Source organism: Blastococcus aurantiacus, assembly GCF_900102425.1.
In the GTDB taxonomy this organism is placed as follows: domain Bacteria; phylum Actinomycetota; class Actinomycetes; order Mycobacteriales; family Geodermatophilaceae; genus Blastococcus; species Blastococcus aurantiacus.
In genome coordinates, this window is the sequence record NZ_FNBT01000003.1 from 75031 (window position 1) to 92398 (window position 17368).

Annotated in this window: 21 protein-coding genes; 4 read left to right on the top strand and 17 right to left on the bottom strand. The window is 75.0% G+C overall.

Annotated features, from left to right (window positions below):
- Nucleotides 1–2 precede the first annotated feature (2 nt).
- From rnc to BLS70_RS07025, 9 genes are all read right to left on the bottom strand, one after another.
- Entirely contained in the window at nucleotides 3–755 is a 753-nt protein-coding gene (gene rnc / locus BLS70_RS06985) for a ribonuclease III (protein ID WP_091765060.1), read from the bottom strand.
- 35 nt (nucleotides 756–790) lie between these two features.
- Complete coding sequence (rpmF, locus tag BLS70_RS06990) at nucleotides 791–970, bottom strand: 50S ribosomal protein L32 (protein ID WP_091765065.1); 180 nt, start codon at nucleotides 968–970, stop codon at nucleotides 791–793.
- 2 nt (nucleotides 971–972) lie between these two features.
- Complete coding sequence (locus BLS70_RS06995; RefSeq protein ID WP_091765069.1) at nucleotides 973–1596, bottom strand: YceD family protein; 624 nt, start codon at nucleotides 1594–1596, stop codon at nucleotides 973–975.
- Nucleotides 1597–1744: 148 nt separating this feature from the next.
- Nucleotides 1745–2509, bottom strand: coding sequence for a nucleoside phosphorylase (locus tag BLS70_RS07000; RefSeq protein ID WP_091765074.1), 765 nt, complete (start codon nucleotides 2507–2509; stop codon nucleotides 1745–1747).
- 2 nt (nucleotides 2510–2511) lie between these two features.
- Nucleotides 2512–3189, bottom strand: a complete 678-nt coding sequence (locus tag BLS70_RS07005; protein ID WP_091765079.1) for a hypothetical protein — start codon at nucleotides 3187–3189, stop codon at nucleotides 2512–2514.
- Complete coding sequence (gene coaD / locus BLS70_RS07010) at nucleotides 3186–3671, bottom strand: pantetheine-phosphate adenylyltransferase (RefSeq protein WP_091765083.1); 486 nt, start codon at nucleotides 3669–3671, stop codon at nucleotides 3186–3188. Before coaD ends, BLS70_RS07005 begins: the two co-directional genes overlap by 4 nt.
- Nucleotides 3668–4222: a 16S rRNA (guanine(966)-N(2))-methyltransferase RsmD gene (gene rsmD / locus BLS70_RS07015; protein ID WP_091765088.1), complete on the bottom strand. Its 555-nt coding sequence runs from the start codon at nucleotides 4220–4222 to the stop codon at nucleotides 3668–3670. Before rsmD ends, coaD begins: the two co-directional genes overlap by 4 nt.
- Nucleotides 4219–6411, bottom strand: a complete 2193-nt coding sequence (gene recG, locus BLS70_RS07020) for an ATP-dependent DNA helicase RecG (RefSeq protein WP_218122315.1) — start codon at nucleotides 6409–6411, stop codon at nucleotides 4219–4221. The genes rsmD and recG overlap by 4 nt, the downstream gene beginning before the upstream one ends.
- A gap of 15 nt (nucleotides 6412–6426) precedes the next feature.
- Complete coding sequence (locus BLS70_RS07025; RefSeq protein ID WP_091765094.1) at nucleotides 6427–8049, bottom strand: DAK2 domain-containing protein; 1623 nt, start codon at nucleotides 8047–8049, stop codon at nucleotides 6427–6429.
- Between the two features lie 174 nt (nucleotides 8050–8223).
- Between BLS70_RS07025 and rpmB the strand changes: the two genes are divergently transcribed.
- On the top strand, nucleotides 8224–8406 hold the full coding sequence (gene rpmB / locus BLS70_RS07030; protein ID WP_425427062.1) for a 50S ribosomal protein L28: 183 nt from the start codon (nucleotides 8224–8226) through the stop codon (nucleotides 8404–8406).
- Between the two features lie 120 nt (nucleotides 8407–8526).
- Here rpmB and BLS70_RS07035 read toward each other — a convergent pair whose 3' ends face one another.
- From BLS70_RS07035 to BLS70_RS07045, 3 genes are read right to left on the bottom strand one after another with little or no spacing between them, the layout of a single operon-like run.
- Entirely contained in the window at nucleotides 8527–9162 is a 636-nt protein-coding gene (locus BLS70_RS07035) for a cytidylate kinase-like family protein (RefSeq protein WP_091765099.1), read from the bottom strand.
- A complete protein-coding gene (locus tag BLS70_RS07040) occupies nucleotides 9150–9686 on the bottom strand; it encodes a GNAT family N-acetyltransferase (RefSeq protein WP_091765925.1) in 537 nt (178 codons plus the stop codon). Before BLS70_RS07040 ends, BLS70_RS07035 begins: the two co-directional genes overlap by 13 nt.
- Complete coding sequence (locus tag BLS70_RS07045; protein WP_091765102.1) at nucleotides 9670–10710, bottom strand: thiamine-phosphate kinase; 1041 nt, start codon at nucleotides 10708–10710, stop codon at nucleotides 9670–9672. Before BLS70_RS07045 ends, BLS70_RS07040 begins: the two co-directional genes overlap by 17 nt.
- A gap of 92 nt (nucleotides 10711–10802) precedes the next feature.
- Here BLS70_RS07045 and BLS70_RS07050 point away from each other — a divergent pair, with 92 nt between their 5' ends.
- Nucleotides 10803–11036, top strand: a complete 234-nt coding sequence (locus tag BLS70_RS07050) for an Lrp/AsnC ligand binding domain-containing protein (RefSeq protein WP_091765104.1) — start codon at nucleotides 10803–10805, stop codon at nucleotides 11034–11036.
- A gap of 108 nt (nucleotides 11037–11144) precedes the next feature.
- Nucleotides 11145–11687 (top strand): DUF3515 domain-containing protein, encoded by a 543-nt coding sequence (locus BLS70_RS07055; protein ID WP_091765107.1) that lies wholly within the window; start codon nucleotides 11145–11147, stop codon nucleotides 11685–11687.
- 17 nt (nucleotides 11688–11704) lie between these two features.
- Here the strand turns inward: BLS70_RS07055 and BLS70_RS07060 are convergent, their stop codons facing one another.
- Nucleotides 11705–12376 carry a hypothetical protein gene (locus BLS70_RS07060; protein ID WP_091765109.1) on the bottom strand — a complete coding sequence of 224 codons (672 nt, stop codon included), beginning with the start codon at nucleotides 12374–12376 and terminating at the stop codon, nucleotides 11705–11707.
- Nucleotides 12373–13494 carry a D-alanine--D-alanine ligase family protein gene (locus tag BLS70_RS07065; protein WP_091765112.1) on the bottom strand — a complete coding sequence of 374 codons (1122 nt, stop codon included), beginning with the start codon at nucleotides 13492–13494 and terminating at the stop codon, nucleotides 12373–12375. Before BLS70_RS07065 ends, BLS70_RS07060 begins: the two co-directional genes overlap by 4 nt.
- Nucleotides 13495–13571: 77 nt before the next feature.
- Here BLS70_RS07065 and BLS70_RS07070 point away from each other — a divergent pair, with 77 nt between their 5' ends.
- Nucleotides 13572–14345 carry a CDP-alcohol phosphatidyltransferase family protein gene (locus BLS70_RS07070; RefSeq protein WP_091765115.1) on the top strand — a complete coding sequence of 258 codons (774 nt, stop codon included), beginning with the start codon at nucleotides 13572–13574 and terminating at the stop codon, nucleotides 14343–14345.
- On the opposite strand, the gene BLS70_RS07075 is transcribed toward BLS70_RS07070, so the two are convergent.
- From BLS70_RS07075 to BLS70_RS07085, 3 genes are read right to left on the bottom strand one after another with little or no spacing between them, the layout of a single operon-like run.
- The gene (locus tag BLS70_RS07075) at nucleotides 14319–15455 is read right to left on the bottom strand and encodes a cystathionine gamma-lyase (protein ID WP_091765119.1); all 1137 of its coding nucleotides are present in this window, start codon (nucleotides 15453–15455) and stop codon (nucleotides 14319–14321) included. The genes BLS70_RS07070 and BLS70_RS07075 overlap by 27 nt on opposite strands.
- Entirely contained in the window at nucleotides 15452–16447 is a 996-nt protein-coding gene (locus BLS70_RS07080; RefSeq protein ID WP_091765123.1) for an NAD(P)H-dependent glycerol-3-phosphate dehydrogenase, read from the bottom strand. The genes BLS70_RS07075 and BLS70_RS07080 overlap by 4 nt, the downstream gene beginning before the upstream one ends.
- Complete coding sequence (locus BLS70_RS07085) at nucleotides 16444–17313, bottom strand: lysophospholipid acyltransferase family protein (protein ID WP_091765126.1); 870 nt, start codon at nucleotides 17311–17313, stop codon at nucleotides 16444–16446. Before BLS70_RS07085 ends, BLS70_RS07080 begins: the two co-directional genes overlap by 4 nt.
- Nucleotides 17314–17368: the final 55 nt, after the last annotated feature.

Sequence of the window (17368 nt, forward strand, 5' to 3'; positions counted from 1 at the left end):
GCTCAGGCCTCGGCGGACAGGGCGCGCCAGGCGGCCTCGGCGGCCTCCTGCTCGGCGGCCTTCTTGGTGCGTCCCCGGCCCCGGCCGCGCACCGTCCCGGCCAGCACCACGCTGGCGGTGAACGTCTTGGCGTGGTCGGGTCCCTCGTCCTGCGTCTCGTAGCCCGGGGCGCCCAGGCCGAGCGACGCACCGAGCTCCTGGAGGCTGGTCTTCCAGTCCAGGCCGGCCCCGCGGGTCGCCGACTCGGCCAGCAGCGGGTCGAACAGCCGGTGGACGAGCCCGGAGGCGGTGTCCAGACCGCAGCCCAGGTGCACCGCGCCGATCAGGGCCTCGACGGCGTCGGCCAGGATCGAGTCCTTCTCGCGGCCGCCCGTGGTCTCCTCGCCGCGACCGAGGAGCAGGTGCGGCCCCACGCCGTCCTCCCCCAGCCGCCGGGCCACGCGGGCCAGCGACGTCATGTTCACGACCGAGGCACGCAGCTTGGCCAGCTGGCCCTCGGGGAGGTCCGGCTGGCTGCGGTAGAGCTCGTCGGTCACGACCAGGCCGAGCACCGAGTCGCCGAGGAACTCCAGGCGCTCGTTGGTCGGCAGGCCGCCGTTCTCGTACGCGAACGACCGGTGGGTGAGGGCCAGGCCCAGCAGGTCACCGGGAAGCTCGACACCGAGGGCGGATCGCGCCCACTCGGCGGCGCGTGCGGCGTGCTCCGGACCGCCGGGGGGACGGCCGGCGGTGCTCCCCTCGTCGGGGTGCGTCACGGCGGCCGTCCTCCCTCCGGCGGTGCGGTGGTCGGTCAGACCGACAGGACCTGGCGGCCGGCGTGCTGACCGCAGTTCGGGCACGCGATGTGCGGCGGCTTGAGCTCACCGCACGCGCGGTTGGGGCAGGGTGCCAGCGTGGTGGCGGTGGTCTTCCACTGCGAGCGGCGCATGCGGGTGTTGGCGCGGGACATCTTCCGCTTCGGAACAGCCACGATCAGTTCTCCTTGGTGGTGTCGTCACCGGGGGTGCCCGGTGAGGAGGCGAAACGTTCGGCGAGGCCGGCCCAGCGCGGGTCGGTGATCTCGTGGGCGTGGTCGGCGGGCAGGTCGTCGATCCGCTGGCCGCAGTCGACGCACAGCCCCGAGCAGTCCTCGTCGCAGACCGGCGACAGCGGCAGGCTGAGGACGACGGTGTCGCGGACCATGGGCTCCAGGTCGAGGAAGTCGCCCTCGACGAGGCGGACCTCGTCCTCCTCGCTGGTGGCCTCGGTGGTGCTGCCCTCGTAGGCGTACAACTCCTGCACGTCGAGCGTGAGGGTGTCCTCGATCGGCTCCAGGCAGCGGGCGCAGGAGCCGACCAGCAGCGCCTCGATCCCACCGGAGACGAGCACGCCCTCCATCACCGACTCCAGGCGCAACCGCAGGTGCACGTCGGCGCCCGCCGGGACGCCGATGAGCTCGACCTTCCACGCCTCGGGCGCGGGAATCGTGCGGTCGATCTCCTGCATCGTGCCCGCGCGGCGGCCGAGCTCGCGGAGATCGAGCCGCCAGGGGTTGGCGGAGGGACGCCGGCCCGGAGAGGGCGTGGCGTCGCGGCGGGGCGCAGGAGCGGCAGGCATGTCGGTACTCACGGTAGGTAGTGGGGGGACGGCCCGACCCGGGGCGGACCCACCGGTGGTCGAACCAGTGGACCAGCCTACCCGACCAGCCGGAAGGCGCCGCTGCGGGCGAGGGAGATCACCCCGCGGATCGCCACGCGGCGCGGGACTACAGCCGCAGGACCGCCGCGACGGCCAGCCAGAACAGGTCCCGCCGCGCGGACGACGTCTGCCACTGGCGGCTGTCCCACTCGCCTCCGCTGACGTCGTCGCCCGCGTACAGGTACTGGCCGAAGGTCACCGATCGATGACGGGCGACCGCGAAGAAGGCCGCCGTCTCCATCTCCACCGTCAGGCATCCCTCGGCCCGTCGCGCGGCGATCCTGGCGTGCGTCTCCCGGTAGGGGGCATCGGTCGTCCACGTCTTGCCCACGACGTGCGGGACGTCGCGTTCCGCCAGCACTGCGGAGAGGACGGCGGTCACCGCCGGGTCCGCGGCGACCTCCCGGCTCGCCGGCAGATAGTGGTACGAGGTCCCCTCGTCACGGACGGCGGAACTCGGGACGACGACGTGCCCCAGCGCCAGGCCGGGGATCACGGCTCCCGCACCGCCGCAGGCGACGAACGTGCGGCAGCCCGACGCGATCATCTCCTCGAGGACACCGCTGGCGAGCGGGGCTCCGACACCGGGGTGGAAGACCCCGACGTGACCGCCCTCCACCGGCAGCCGGTACAGGCGGTGCACACCGCTCTCCCACGTCGTCTCGGCCACGACCTCGGCGCGGCCGTCCCCGCAGACCTCGTCGATCACGTCGCGGAAGAAGCACACGACCGCGCGCTCGGGCACGTCCCCGGTGGCGGCGATGGCCGCGGGTTCGATCAGTGCAGGCGAGTTCCCGTCGAACTCCGCGAGCGGGAAGTCGGAGGCCGTCACGGCTACTCGCGCAGGGTGGTGCGGGCCTTCTCGACCGAGCGGAGCATCCGCTCGAGGGTGGTGCCGAAGTCGGCCAGCCGGGTGTCGACGTACTCGTCGACCTCGGCGCGCATGCGGGCGGCGTCGGCGTGTGCCCGGGCCCCGAGCTCGTCGGCCCGGTCGACCGCGGTGCGGTAGACCTCGGTCTCGGTGATCAGCCGCTCGTGCTCGCCCTGCGCCTCGGCGATCATCGCCTCGCGGCGGCGCCGACCGTCGGCGAGGAGCACCTCGGCCTCGGCCTCGGCCTCCAGGAGCAGCTGCTCGGCGTCGGCCTGCGCCTGGGCGATCAGCTCGTCGCGCTGCCGGCGGGCGGTGCCGAGCAGTTCGTCTCGCTGGCGGCGGCCGGCCTCGAGCAGCCGCTCGGCCTCCTCGCGGGTCTGGGTGGTCAGCCGCTCGGCCTCGGCCTGGGCCTGCTGGAGGATCTCGGTGCGCTGCTCGACGATGGCGCCGGCCGCCTGCACGTCCTCGGGCAGGGACTCCCGCAGGTCGTCGAGCAGGTCAAGGACGTGGTCGCGCGGGACCATGCACGAGCTCGACATCGGGACGCTGCGGGCGTTCTCGATGACGGTGGTGAGCTCGTCGACGGTCTCGTAGAGGCGGTAGACGACCTCGGTGGTGTGCGTGCGCCCGGGGCGCGTCATGCCTTGTCCCGGGCGGCGCGCTCCCGCAGCCGGTCGTCGACGACCTTGGGGACCAGCCGGGAGACGTCCCCACCGAAGGTGGCGATCTGCTTGACCAGGCTGGACGAGAGGTGACCGACCTGCGGGGCCGTCGGGACGAAGAGCGTCTCGATCGCGGCCAGTTCCCGGTTCATCTGGGCCATCTGCAGCTCGTACTCGAAGTCGCTGACGGCACGCAGGCCCTTGACGATCACCGGGATCTCGTGGGCGCCGCAGTAGTCGACGAGCAGCCCCTGGAAGCTGTCCACCCGCACGTTGGGCAGGTGGGCGACGGCCTCGCGGAGCAGCTCCATGCGCTCCTCGACCGGGAAGAAGCCCGCCTTGCCCGGGTTCACCAGCACGGCCACGACCAGTTCGTCGTAGAGCGTGGCGGCGCGGTTGATGACGTCGACGTGGCCGTTGGTGACCGGGTCGAACGAACCGGGGCACACGGCGCGTCTCACGACAGCCGACCGTACCGGAGCACGGCCTCTCCGTACCGCCGATCGCGCACGCCGATCAGGGGTGTCGGCCATTCCCAGGGATCCTCGCGCCGGCCGCGCTCCACGACGACCACCGCCTCGGGGGCCAGCCAGCCGCCCGTGACGAGCGATCCCAGTACCGCGAGCACCTCCTCGACCGGCGTCGCGTAGGGCGGATCGGCGAGCACGAGGTCGTACGCCTCCGGCGCCGGGCCGGCGACGACGGCGGGCACGGACCCGGCCTTCACCCGGCCGCCGGGGAGCCCGACGGTGGCGAGGTTGGCGCGCAGCACCGGCAGCACGCCGCCGCCGTTCTCCACGAACAGCACCGAGCGCGCGCCGCGGCTGAGCGCCTCGAGGCCCAGCGCACCCGAGCCCGCGTAGAGGTCGAGGACGGCGGCGCCCTCGAGGTCGAGCATCGAGGCGAGGCTGTTGAACAGCGCCCCGCGGGCCTTGTCGCCGGTGGGCCGGACGCCCGTGCGCGGAACGGCCAGCTTCCGCCCTCCGGCCACGCCCGCGATGATCCGGGTCACGCTTTCTCCAGGTAGTCGGCGCGCTCGTCGGTGGCCAGCGCCGCGACCTCGGCGGCGAGCCCGGGGTGGTCGGCCAGGCCGCGGTCGGTGGCGAGCAGGGCGGTGGCCTCGGTGCGGGCGGTGGCGATGAGCTCCTCGTCCTCGAGCAGCGACAGCAGCCGGATGCCCGAGCGCCGGCCGGACTGGGCGGCCCCGAGCACGTCGCCCTCCCGGCGCGTCTCCAGGTCCAGCCGCGCCAGCTCGAAGCCGTCGGAGGTGGCCGCGACCGCGGCCAGCCGCTGCCCCGTGGGCGACGAGGTGGGCGCCTCGGTGACGAGCAGGCACAGGCCCGGGTGCCTGCCCCGGGCCACGCGGCCGCGCAGCTGGTGCAGCTGGCTGACGCCGAACCGGTCGGCGTCCATCACGACCATGACGGTGGCGTTCGGGACGTCGACACCCACCTCGACGACGGTGGTGGCCACCAGCACCTGGGTCTCCCCGGCCGCGAAGGCGCGCATGGTGGCGTCCTTCTCCTCCGGGGTCATCCGGCCGTGCAGGACGTCGAGCCGCAGCCCGGCCAGCGGCCCGGAGCGGAGCAGCTCGGCCACGTCGAGGACGGCGAGCGGCGGACGCCGGTCGCTGCGCGGCCCCTCCTCGTCCTCGGGCGGGGCGCCGTCGGCGTCCTCGGGCTCGTCACCGGCGACGTCGCCGATCCGCGGGCAGACGACGTAGGCCTGCCGCCCGGCACCGACCTCCTCGCGCAACCGCTCCCAGGCGCGGTCCACCCAGCCGGGCTTCTCGACCGCCGGCACGACGGAGCTCGAGACCCCGCCCCGGCCACTGGGCAGCTGCCGCAGGGTGGAGATCTCCAGGTCGCCGTAGACGGTCATGGCGACGGTGCGCGGGATCGGCGTCGCGGTCATCACCAGCACGTGCGGCGGCCGGTTGCCCTTGGCCCGCAGTGCGTCGCGCTGCTCGACGCCGAAGCGGTGCTGCTCGTCGACCACCACCAGCCCGAGGTCGGCGAACTCCACGCCCTCCTGCAGCAGGGCGTGGGTGCCGATGACGATGCCCGCGCTCCCGTCGGCCACCTCGGCGCGCGCCTGCCGCCGGGCCGCCGCCTTGAGCGAGCCGGTGAGCAGGACGACCCGGGTGCCCGCCGGGTCGCCGTCCAGCTCGCCGGCCCGGCCCAGGGTGCCCAGCAGCTCGCGGATGCCCCGGGCGTGCTGGGCGGCGAGCACCTCGGTGGGTGCGAGCAGCGCGGCCTGACCGCCGGCGTCGACCACCTGGGCCATCGCCCGCAGCGCGACCACCGTCTTGCCCGAGCCCACCTCGCCCTGCAGCAGCCGGTGCATCGGCTGGTCGCGGTCGAGCTCGGCGGCGAGCTCCTCCCCCACCTCCCGCTGGCCCTCGGTCAGCGCGAAGGGCAGGGCGGCGTCGACGGCGTCGAGCAGTCCGCCGGACCGTCGCGGCCGCGCGATGCCGGGCTCGAGGGCGGCCGCGCGCCGGCGGGCGGCGAGGGTGAGCTGCAGGACCAGCGCCTCGTCCCACTTGAGCCGGCCCACCGCCCGCTCGACGTCGTCCAGGGTGGTGGGCCGGTGGATGTCCAGCAGGGCCCCGGCCAGCGGGAGCAGGCCGTGCCGCGTGCGGATCTTCTCGGGCAGCGGGTCCTGCACCAGCTCCTCGAGCCCACCGGAGGCGCCCAGCAGGAGCTTCACCGACTTCTGGATCACCCAGCTCGAGACGTCCTTGCTCGCCGGGTAGATCGGCACCAGGGCCCGGGCCCAGTCGTCCTCGTCGTCGGTGCCCTCGAGCAGGTGCATGTCGGGGTGGGCGAACTGCTTCTCCCCGCGCCATTCGCCCACGGTGCCGGCGAACATCCCCCACGCGTTCGGCTTCAGCTGCGCGTGCCGGTGGTTGAAGAAGACCAGCTTCATGCGCCCGCTGCCGTCACCCACGACGACCTCGGTGAGCGACCCCCGCCGGTTGCGCATCGGCCGGGTGGTGACGCTGCGGACCTGCGCCAGCACCGTCACCCGGTCGCCCACCTGGACGTCGGCGAGGTCGGCCTGCTCGCCGCGGCTGGCGTACCGGCGTGGGTAGTGCCGCAGCAGGTCCCCGACGGTGTGCAGGCCGAGCTGGTCGGCCATGCTGCCGGCGGTCTTCGGGCCGAGCACGCGCGTCAGCGGCGTCCCCATGGTCACGGCCACGTCAGCTCCGCCGGCTCACTCGACGCCCACCTGCAGGGGGATGCCGGCCGGTCCACCGCCGTAGCGGACGACCTCGATGGTGGGGTGCCGCGAGGAGAGGTGGCGGCAGACGGCGTCGCCCAGCTCCTCGTCGGCGCCCACGAGGAGCGTGGCCATCTCCCCGCCGGCGGAGAGCAGCCGGTCGAGCAGGTCCCGGGCCACCTCGGCGACGTCCTGCCCGATGAGCAGGACGTCGCCCTCGGCCGAGCCCAGGGCGTCCCCGGGCTGGCAGCGCCCGGCGGAGGTGAGCGCCTCCTGCTCGGCGCGGGTCACCTCCGCCCACCGCGTGGCGGCGGCCGCCTCGGCCATGGCGATGACGTCGTCGCCGAAGCGCCGTCCGGGGTCGCCGACCGCGCAGGCGGCCAGCCCCTGCACCGGCGCGCGCGTCGGCACGACCCCGACCTCGCGGCCCAGCTCGCGGGCCCGGGCGGCGGCCCTCGCCGCGACGGGGATGAGCTCGGCGTCGTTGGGCAGGACGGCCACCTCGTGCGCCGCGGAGGCGAGGATCTCGTCGAGGACGTCGTCCTCGGTCACGCCGTCGGGGCCGCAGGTCACCACGCGGACGCCCGCCTCGGCGAACAGCTCCGCCAGCCCGTCGCTGGACACGACGGCGACCAGCGCACGGGTGCCGGGCTCCGGCTCGGGCGGGAGGACGGGGGCCAGCGGCTCGACCGAGATCCGGTAGGGCCGGCCGGCCTCGATGCCGGCCTCGATGGCCGCGCCGATGTCGGAGACGTGCACGTGCACGTTCCACTCGCGGCCCGTGGGGGTGTCGACGCCGACGACGACGAGGCTGTCCCCGAGGGCGGCGAGGCGGGTGTGCAGCCGGGTGACGGACTCCTCGTCGGCGTCGGCGAGCAGGTACTGCACCTCGCTGCCCGGCCCGGGTGGGGGCTGGTGCGGGACGTGCCGCGGGTCGGGGCGGTGGGCGTGCAGGTGCCCGGCCTCGCGGCGGGAGGCCAGCGGCGGGCGGGCCGGCTCGACGCCGGTGACGGTGGTGACCAGGGCGTCGAGGACGGCGCACAGCCCGGCTCCCCCGGCGTCGACCACGCCGGCCTCGCGCAGCGCCGCCAGCTGGTCCGGCGTGCCCTCGAGCGCGATCCGGGCCCCGTCGGCGGCGGCGGTGACGACGTCGGCCAGCGCGGTGCGCCCCTCGGCGACGCAGGCCATCGCGCTCTCCGCACCGCCGCGGGCCACGGTGAGGAAGGTCCCCTCCTCCGGGTCGGCCACGGCGGTGTAGGCGGTCTCGGCCGCCTTGAGCAGTGCGCCGGCGAGGGCCGGGCCGTCCGCCGGCGGCTGGCCGGCGAGCTGGTCGGCGAGACCGCGAAGCAGCTGGGCGAGGATCGTGCCCGAGTTGCCCCGGGCACCCAGCACCGCGCCACGGGAGAGCACCGACCAGGCCGGCTCGGTGGTGCGGGTCCCCTCCCGGTCGAGGGCGGCCAGGGCGGCCTGCGCGGTGAGCAGCAGGTTGGTGCCGGTGTCCCCGTCGGGCACCGGGAAGACGTTCATCGCGTCGAGGCGGCCGCGGGCTTCGGACAGCGCCTCGACCGCGGTGCGGCACCAGTGGCCGACCGCGGCCTCGTCCAGCGCCTGCAGCACGGGCGGAGGGTACCTGTGGAGGGCGACAGCTCCGCCGCCCACGACCCCCCGGCCGGGGCGGTGGCGGCACGTCGTCCCGGGAGCGGTTAGACTCCTGGACGGTCTTGTTGCGGGTGCTTCCTTGCCCCGCCGTCTGTGAACGATTCTTTCTGGGAGTGATCCACCGTGGCTGCCGTGTGCGATGTCTGTGGCAAGGGCCCCGGTTTCGGTATGTCGGTGTCTCACTCGCACCGCCGCACGCCGCGCCGTTGGAACCCGAACATCCAGTCCGTGCGGGCGCTGATCGCCCCCGGCAACCGCCGGCGCATCAACGCCTGCACCTCGTGCATCCGTGCGGGCAAGGTCGTCCGCGCGTAGAGAAGGACCCCCTTCCCCCCACGCCTCGCAGGCTCGGCGCGGGACCCTGAAGGGGGCCGTTCCATCACGTCACGGGGAACCCCGGAGGTCACCGACCTCCGGGGTTCGTCGTGCTGTGCCTCAGACGGCGCCGATGCCGCGGCTGCGCGCCGCGACGACGACGAGCTCCACGACGGTGTCCAGCAAGAGTGCGGTGCTGTCGACGACCAGGTGGTAGTGCTTCGGCGAGGACGCGTCGGCCCGGTAGAAGTGCCGGACGTAGGCCTCACGGGCCCGGTCGTTGGCGTCCATCTCGCGGCGCAGCTCCTCGGCCGGCTTCGCGTACCGCGCCACCGCGGCCTCCAGGCGCCGCTCGCGCCGTCCGCCGAGGCGCACGTGGAGCACGTCGGGCCGGTCGCCGAGCACCATCGCCGCCGCCCGGCCCAGCACCACCCCGCCGGGACCGCCGGGCGCGGCGATCTCGGTGAGCACCCGCTCGGTCTGGTCGCGGAACGCGCGCGCGTCGGGGACTCCCGACGCCGGCAGCACCCCGCCGACGGCGTCCGGCATCGTGCCGAGGTTGGCGACCATCCGCCAGAGCCCGGTCACCACGGTCTCGTCGTTGGCCTCGGCCTCCTCGACCGGCACCCCGAGCCGGCCGGCGACCTTCACGGGGATGACCCGGTCGTGGAAGGGCAGCCCCAGGCGCTCGGCCACGGCCGGAGCGACCTCCGGACCGCCCGCCCCGTAGGAGGCGGACAGCGTCACGACGCCCATGAGTTCCCCTTTTCGTCGTCGGTCCCGTCGCGCTGCCCCAGGTCCCTGCCCAGGAACACCGCGTCCGGCGCACATGCGTACACCCCGTAGCCCTGTACCGGCCGGTAGCCCAGCCGGTCGTACAGGACCAGCGCCTCGGGCTGCTCCTGGCCGGTGTTGAGCACCACGGAACGGTGCCCCGCGCGAGCGGCGCTGTCCTCCAGCGCGGCCATGATCACCCGGGCCAGTCCGCGGCGCCGGTGGGCCGGCTCCACGTACACCCGTTTGATCTCCACCTCGCCCGAGGGCAGCAGGCGCCAGGCCCCGCAGCCGGCCGCCTCCCCGTCGACCTCGGCGACCAGGAAGACGCCCACCGGTGGCTCGAAGTCGGCGGGGTGCACCACTGCCTCGTCCCGCCCCCCGTACCGCTGCACGTACTCCTGCTGCACCCGCTCGACCAGGTCCTGCGCGACCGGGTCGTCGTAGGGCACGGCCCGCAGCACCACGGACGCGCCGTCGCGCAACCGCTCAGCCGAAGTGGGCATGGCCGGTCCCTCCCGCACCGAGCGCGGCGGCGACGGCCTCGGCCGCCTCGCCGTCCACCAGCACGCCGGGCGCCGTGCCGGCCGCGCGCACCGCCCCGATCGCGGTCCACCCCTGGGGCAGCGGGGTGCCCGCCGGGAACGTCGCCACGAAGGCATGGTCCTCACCGCCGGTGAGCACCCACGCCAGCGGGTCGGTGCCCAGCGCCGCCCCCACCTGCTGCAGCGGGCCGTCGGGCACCAGGCAGGCGGCGACCAGGGCGGCCCGATCCAGCTCCAGGACCACGCCGCTCGCGGTGGCGATGTGCCCGGTGTCGGCCAGCAGGCCGTCGCTCACGTCGCACATGGCGGTCGCACCCGCCTCGGCCGCGGCCGGTCCGGCGGCGTAGGGCGGCGAGGGACGCCGGTGCGCCGCGACGACGGCCAGCGGGCTGCTGAACCCGCGGCGGAGCACCGCCAGGCCGCACGCCGACCAGCCCAGCCGGCCGGCCAGCGCGACGACGTCGCCGGGCCGCGCCCCCGAACGCAGCACCGGCCGGCGCCCGCCCAGGTCGCCCAGCGCCGTCACCGACAGGACGACGGCCTCGCTGCCGGGCGCGGCCGCGACGGTGTCCCCGCCCACGACGGCGGCACCCAGGGGCGCGCACTCGTCGGCCAGCCCGGTCGCGACGCCCTCGAGCCAGCTCGTCGGCGTGTCCGCCGGGCACGCCAGGCCGACCAGCAGCGCGGTCGTGGTGCCCCCCATGGCGGCGACGTCGGCCAGGTTCGCCGCCGCCGCCTTGTGCCCGACGTCCTCGGCGGAGGACCAGTCGCGGCGGAAGTGACGGCCCTCCACCAGGACGTCTGTGGTTGCGACGACCCGGCCATCGGGGGTCGCCACCACCGCGGCGTCGTCGCCGGGCCCCACCTCGGCCAGCCGCGCCGAACCCGCCCGGGCCAGCACACGGGCGATGACGCCGAACTCGCCCACGGTCCGGACGGTGTCCGCCTGGTCGGGGCGCGGGACGAGCGGACGGGGCCGAGTCACGAGGTGCCTCCGGTCACTGGGGTAGGTTGCCGAACTGTCCGCCACCTGGCGGGGACGACGTATCGGCCGAGTTGCCGGAGGAAGGATCTCCCGTGGTCCACGCCTACATCCTCATCCAGACCGAGGTCGGCAAGGCCGCCCAGGTCGCCTCCACCATCAGCGAGATCAGCGGCGTCACCCGTGCCGAGGACGTCACCGGGCCCTACGACGTGATCGTGCGCGCCGAGGCGGAGACCGTCGACGACCTCGGCCGCCTGGTGGTCGCCCGGGTGCAGTCGGTCGACGGCATCACCCGCACGCTGACCTGCCCCGTCGTCAACATCTGACGGTCGTCCTCCCCCGCCCGCCGCACTCCCGCGAGCTCTGACGCCCTGACCGAGCACCCGCCCCCGCCGGCAACGCCCGACGACCCGCTCCGGCGCATCGCGCTGATCGTGACCGCCGTGCTGGTGCCGGTGGTCGTGGCGGTCGTGGTGCTCGTCAACGTCCTGGGCGGCGACACCGCCGACGAGGACGCCGGCACGCCGCGGGAGCCCGCCGAGATCGAGGGCACCACCCCGCCCGAGCGCGCCGATCTGCCACCCCTGCCCGTCGTGGTCCCCCCGGTGACGCCCGAGGCCGACCAGTACTGCCCCGCGGTCATGCGCGTCCTTCCGCTGGAGCTGGCCGGTGAGCCGTCCCGCCCGGTGCAGTCCGACTCGCCGTTCGCGTACGCGTGGGGCGAGCCGCCGGTCGTCCTGGTCTGCGGCGTCGACCGTCCGGCGGGCTGGGTGGTGGGGGCCTCGGCCATCCAGATCAACGGCGTCCAGTGGTACGTCGACACCGCCGACCCCGACACCACGGTGTGGACCACCGTCGACCGGCCGGTGTACGTCGAGGTCAGCCTGCCCGCCAGCGTCGACAGCGCCCCGGTGACAGCGCTGACCACCGGCCTGGCGCAGGCGCTGCCCTTCCAGGAGCCCGTGCCCGGCGGGTGAGCCGGACTGCTGGCCCGTCACCCGGCGGGCAGCCGGTCCAGCTGGTCGCGGGCGACCGCGCCGACCTCCTCCGTCGCGGCGTCCAGCGAGCCCGCCACGGCGCTGACCGCCACGCTGAACGGCCCGCTGGTGCACCAGGCGAAGGCGGCCGGACCCCAGAGCCCGTCCTCCGGATCGGGCTCCTCGACCACCAGGCGCCGGCAGCCGTCGGGCAGGTCCGGAGACCCCTCGCTGAGCAGCCCGCCGTAGTGCTCGGCGTCGTTGCTCGCGAGGTCCTCGGCGTAGGAGTCCGCTCCCCCGGCGGCCTCGAACTGGTCGACGAACACCCCCGTCTGCGGGCCCTCGCCGGTCCCGGCACCCCAGAAGCGCTCCCAGCCGTGCCGGTAGCCGTAGTCCTCGAGGACCGCCCGCTCGCGCGCGGGGTCGTCGGAGTAGCCGGCCACGTCCTCCACGCGCTTGGCGCCGGCCGGTGGCTGGATCGCCTCGTCCGGCACCCGCGGCAGCCCGGAGGGCACCTCCTCCACGACCAGCGGCTCGAGCTCCTCGGGGGTGGCCGGTCCGGACGGCTTCGCCTCGGGTGCGGCCGCGGGTGAGTGCGCGCCCGCGCACCCGCCGGCCGCGGTGAGGACGGGCAGGAGTGCGAGCAGGACGGCGACCCGGGACGCGCGGGACCGCCGTCCGCGGCTCACCGCGGGGCCAGGGCGCCGGACACCAGCCGGTCGACCAGCTCGGCGAAGTCCACCCCGGTGGCCGCCCACATGCGGGCGAACATCGAGATCGGCGTGAACCCCGGCATGGTGTTCACCTCGTTGATGACCAGCAGGTCCTCGCCGTCCTCGCCGGTGCCCAGGAAGAAGTCGACCCGGGCCAGCCCCCGGCAGTCCAGGGCCAGGTACGCCCGGCGGGCGGCCGCCTGGACCGCCGCGGTCTGCTCGGGGGTGAGGTCGGCCGGGATGTCGAACTCGGCCGCGTCGTCGAGGTACTTGGCCGCGAAGTCGTACCAGTCGACCCCGTCGCGCAGCCGGATCTCCGCGGGCAGGCTGGCCTCCGGCAGACCGGTGCCCCGCGCCGCCAGCACGCCGCACTCGATCTCGCGGCCGGGGACGGCGGCCTCGACGATGACCTTCTCGTCGACGGCCGCGGCCTCGGCCACCGCGGCCGGGAACTGCGACCAGTCGGTGACCCGGGTGATGCCGATGCTGGAGCCCGCGCGGGCGGGCTTGACGAACACCGGCAGGCCCAGCCGGTCGCGGGCGGCGTCGTCGAGCACGTCGGGATCGGCGCTGATCGCGCCGTCGGCGTCCCGCAGGACGACGTGGTCGCCCTGGGGCAGGCCGGCAGCGGCGAGGAGCTTCTTGGTGAACTCCTTGTCCATGGACGCGGCGCTCGCGAACACCCCGGAGCCGACGTAGGGCAGGCCGGTCATCTCCAGCAGCCCCTGGATCGTCCCGTCCTCGCCGTAGGCCCCGTGCAGCACCGGGAAGACGACGTCGACCTCGGTCAGGGCCCTGCCGACCGCCTGGCCGGGGTCGAGCACGGCCAGGCCGCGGCCCTCGGGGTCGCCGACGAGGGAGACCGCCGTCCCGCCGGCCACCTCGGGCAGCGCGCCGTCGGTGATGGCCAGCTGCTGGCCGGGATCGGCGAGCACCCACCGGCCGTCCTTGGCGATGCCGACCGGCACCACCTCGTAGCGCTCGGGGTCCAGCGCCGCCATCACGCTCCCCGCCGAGACGCAGGAGATGGCGTGCTCGGCGCTGCGCCCTCCGAACACGACCGCGACGCGCACCTTGCCTGCCTGCCCGTTCATCGCCGTCGACCCTAGCTGCCGGTTCGGCGGCCCCGCGTCGTCCCGCCGTGTCCGCGGCGGTGTGGCAGCCTCGTCGCGTGCAGGATCAGGCAGCTCCCCCGGCGGAGGCGTTCTCGCGGCGACAGCGGCTGGCCGGCGCGGCGGTGCACCTCTACACGGCCAGCGGCTCGGTGCTGGGCCTGCTCATCGTGCTGGCCGCCCTCGAGGGCGAGGTGGAGGCAGCCCTCTGGCTGGGCCTGGCCACGCTCTTCATCGACGGCACCGACGGCATGCTGGCGCGCCGCTTCCGCGTCAAGGAGACGATCCCCTGGTTCGACGGCGCCCTGCTGGACAACATCGTCGACTACCTGACCTACGTCTTCGCCCCGATCGTGCTGCTGTGGACCACCGGCCACCTGCCCGAGGGCGCGGTCGGCTGGGTGCTCGCGTCGATCCCGCTGCTGGCCTCCTGCTACCAGTTCTGCCGGGTGGACGCCAAGACCTCCGACCACTTCTTCCTCGGCTTCCCGAGCTACTGGAACGTCGTCGCCTTCTACGTGATCGTGCTGGACACCAGCGAGCTGGTGACGTCGGTGACCCTCGGCGTCTTCGCGGTGCTCGTCTTCGTCCCGATCCGGTACCTCTACCCGTCGCGGATGCGCGCCCTGCAGGGCCTGACGCTCGTGCTCACCCTGGTCTGGCTGGTCACCTACGCGGTCCTGGTCGTGCAGCTGCCGGATCCCGACCCGTGGGTCATCGCGCTGTCGCTCGCCTACGTCGTCTACTACGCGGGGCTGAGCCTCTGGATGACGGCCCGGGGGGCCGGCGCGCGCCGGGCCGCCCGCTCAGTCCGCGGCAGCCAGGGCGACTGACAGGTCGGCCACCAGGTCGGCGGTGTCCTCGATGCCGCAGGACAGCCGGACGAAGCCCGGCGCCACGGCGTCCCCGCCCCACTGCGCCCGGCGGTCGATCGTGCTGTGCACCCCGCCGAAGCTGGTGGCGGCGGCCCAGAGCCGGCTGGCGCCCAGCAGCCGGGCCACCGCGGCCTCGTCGGCGAGCTCGCAGGACAGCACACCGTTCGGCCGCAGCATCTGCCGCGACGCGAGGGCGAACGAGGGGTCGCCCTCGCGCCAGGGCCAGCGCAGCCCGGTGACCGCGGGCGAGGACGCCAGCACCTCGGCCACCGCCGCGGCGTTGGCCGCCTGGCGGGCCAGCCGCAGGTCCAGGGTGCTCATCGACCGGTGCCCCAGCCATGCCTCGAACGGCCCGGGCGTGCTGCCGGTGCGGTCCCGGAAGCCCTTGAGCCGGGCGTGCAGCTCGTCGTCGGTGACGCTGACGTGCCCGAGCAGCAGGTCGCTGTGGCCGGTCAGCGCCTTGGTGTCGCTGCCGACCGTCATGTCGGCGCCCAGCTGGAGCGGCCGCTGGCCCAGCGGGGTCGCCGTCGTGTTGTCGACGGCGACGAGCGCACCGGCCGCCCGGGCGGCGGCGGCCACCGCGGCGATGTCGCAGACGTCGAGCAGCGGGTTGCTGGGGGTCTCCAGCAGCACCATCCGGACGCCCTCGAGCCCGCCGCCGGCGGCGAAGGCCTCGACCTCCGGCGTGGGCACCTGCGTGACCTCGATGCCGAAGCGGGTCAGCTCCTCGGCACCCAGCAGGCGGGTGGCGTAGTAGCCGTCCGAGGGCAGGACCACCCGGTCGCCGCTGCCGGCACAGGCCAGTACCGCCGCGGTGAGCGCGGCCATCCCGGTGGCGAAGGACAGGCACCGGCCGCCGTCGAGCTCGCCGACGGCGGCCTCGAAGTCGCGGAGGGTGGGCTGCTCCGTACGCGCATAGGCGTCGACGCCCCCGGCGCGGGGCGGCTGGTCACCGAGGTGGAACGGGGCCGCGAACACCGGCGAGGGCCGCAGCGGCGCCCCCGGGACGGCGGGCTGCTCCCCCGCCCGCACCGACCGGGTGCCGTCGCCCCAGGAAGAAGGGCTCACTCGGGCTTCGCCTCGCGCGACATGATCTCCCGCACCATCTGCGCCGCCGACTCCCCCTCGTGGCACACCCGGACGACGGCCTCGGTGATCGGGACGTCGACGCCGTGCGCGCGGGCCAGGTCGAGCACCGACCGGCAGCTCTTCACGCCCTCGGCGGTCTGGCGGGTGCTCTCCTGCACCTCCTGCACGGTCATCCCGCGGCCGAGCTTCTCCCCGAAGGTCCGGTTCCGGGACAGCGGCGAGCTGCAGGTGGCGACCAGGTCCCCGAGGCCGGCCAGCCCCGCGAAGGTCGTCAGCTCCGCGCCCAGTGCGAGACCCAGGCGGGCGGTCTCCGCGAGTCCCCGCGTGATCAGCGAGGCACGGGTGTTGTCGCCGAACCCGAGGCCCTCGGCGATGCCGCAGGCCAGCGCGACGACGTTCTTCAGCGCGCCGCCCAGCTCGCAGCCGACCAGGTCGGTGTTGGTGTAGGGCCGGAAGTACCGGGTGTGGCACGCGGCCTGCAGCGCGGCGGCCCGGTCGGCGTCGGTGCAGGCGATGACGGTGGCCGCCGGCTGCTCCTCGGCGATCTCGCGGGCCAGGTTCGGTCCCGAGAGCGCGGCGACGCGGTCCGCGCCGGCGCCGGTCACCTCGCAGATGACCTCGCTCATCCGCTTGGTCGTCCCGAGCTCGATGCCCTTCATCAGGCTCAGCAGGGTCGCGTCGGCCGGCAGCAGCGGCGCCCACGCGATGAGGTTCTGCCGCAGCGACTGGGACGGCACGGCGAGGACGACGACGTCGGCGCCGTCCAGGGCGTCGGCGGCGTCCCCGGTGGCCCGCACGGCCGCGGGCAGCCGGATCCCGGGCAGGTAGTCGCGGTTCTCCCCGTCGTCGGAGATCGCCTGCACCAGCTCGGGGCGGCGGGCGTGCAGCGCGACGTCGCACCCGGCGTCGGCGAGCACCTTCGCGAACGTCGTCCCCCAAGAGCCTGCGCCCAGGACGGCGGCGCGCTTCACGCGGCATCGCCGGGCAGGTCGCCGGGCAGCTCGCGCCGGGGGCGGGGGTGGAACAGCGCGGGTGCAGGCTCCCCGCGGAGCTCGGCCAGCTGATCGCGCACGCGGCCCATCATGAGGTCGGTCGTCTCCCGGAGAACGTCGGTGGTCAGTGGCCGCCCCGCCCGCAGCTCGGCGCGCAGGCGGGACAGGTCGATCGGCTCGCCGACGAGGTACTCGGTCGGTGTGCGCAGCCGCAGGTGCAGCTTCCTGGCGTGGTAGTCGTGCAGCCGCTGCGGGCCCCACTGGGCGACGGGCAGGACGACGGCGTCGGTGGTCAGGGCCAGCCGCGCCGCCCCGGTGCGGGCCTCCATGGGCCACCAGTTCGGGTCGCGGGTGACCGAGCCCTCGGGGTAGATCACCACGACGTTGCCCGCGGCGAGGTCGTCCTGCGCGGCGGAGAGCGCGCCGACCGCGTCGGACGAGTACCGGGCGACCGGGATCTGGCCGGCCGAGCGCAGGATCGTCCCGGCCAGGCCCTTGAACACCGACTCCTTGGCCAGGAAGTGCGGCATCCGGCCGTGGTCGAAGACCAGCCGCGCGCAGGCCAGCGGGTCGAGGATCGAGACGTGGTTGGCCACGAGGAGGACCGGGCCCTGGGCCGGGAACCGCTCGCCGTGGCGGTACCGGATGGCGAACATCAGCTTCGAGGCGGGGAACACCACCGCGATGCACAGCCAGAACGCCCAGCCGATGCGACCGCGGGTGCGCCACTTGCCGGGGCGCCGGCTGCCCGGCCGCGTCACCGGAGGAGCACCGGCCGACACCGTGCCCACCGAGGACCTCTCCTCCGCCACCGGATCGCCTCCCGTCCCTGTGATCTGCCCCATGATCGACCCTCCCCCGCCCCGACGAGACCACCGGGTCCCGGGCGGCGCGGCCCGC

What these genes read in the sequence shown, in the direction of transcription:
- BLS70_RS07040 (WP_091765925.1), bottom strand. Translation starts at nt 9,686, where the DNA reads ATGCCCACTTCGGCTGAGCGGTTGCGCGACGGCGCGTCCGTGGTGCTG.
- BLS70_RS07065 (WP_091765112.1), bottom strand. Translation starts at nt 13,494, where the DNA reads ATGAACGGGCAGGCAGGCAAGGTGCGCGTCGCGGTCGTGTTCGGAGGG.
- BLS70_RS06995 (WP_091765069.1), bottom strand. Translation starts at nt 1,596, where the DNA reads ATGCCTGCCGCTCCTGCGCCCCGCCGCGACGCCACGCCCTCTCCGGGC.
- BLS70_RS07085 (WP_091765126.1), bottom strand. Translation starts at nt 17,313, where the DNA reads ATGGGGCAGATCACAGGGACGGGAGGCGATCCGGTGGCGGAGGAGAGG.
- BLS70_RS07005 (WP_091765079.1), bottom strand. Translation starts at nt 3,189, where the DNA reads ATGACGCGCCCCGGGCGCACGCACACCACCGAGGTCGTCTACCGCCTC.
- BLS70_RS07035 (WP_091765099.1), bottom strand. Translation starts at nt 9,162, where the DNA reads ATGGGCGTCGTGACGCTGTCCGCCTCCTACGGGGCGGGCGGTCCGGAG.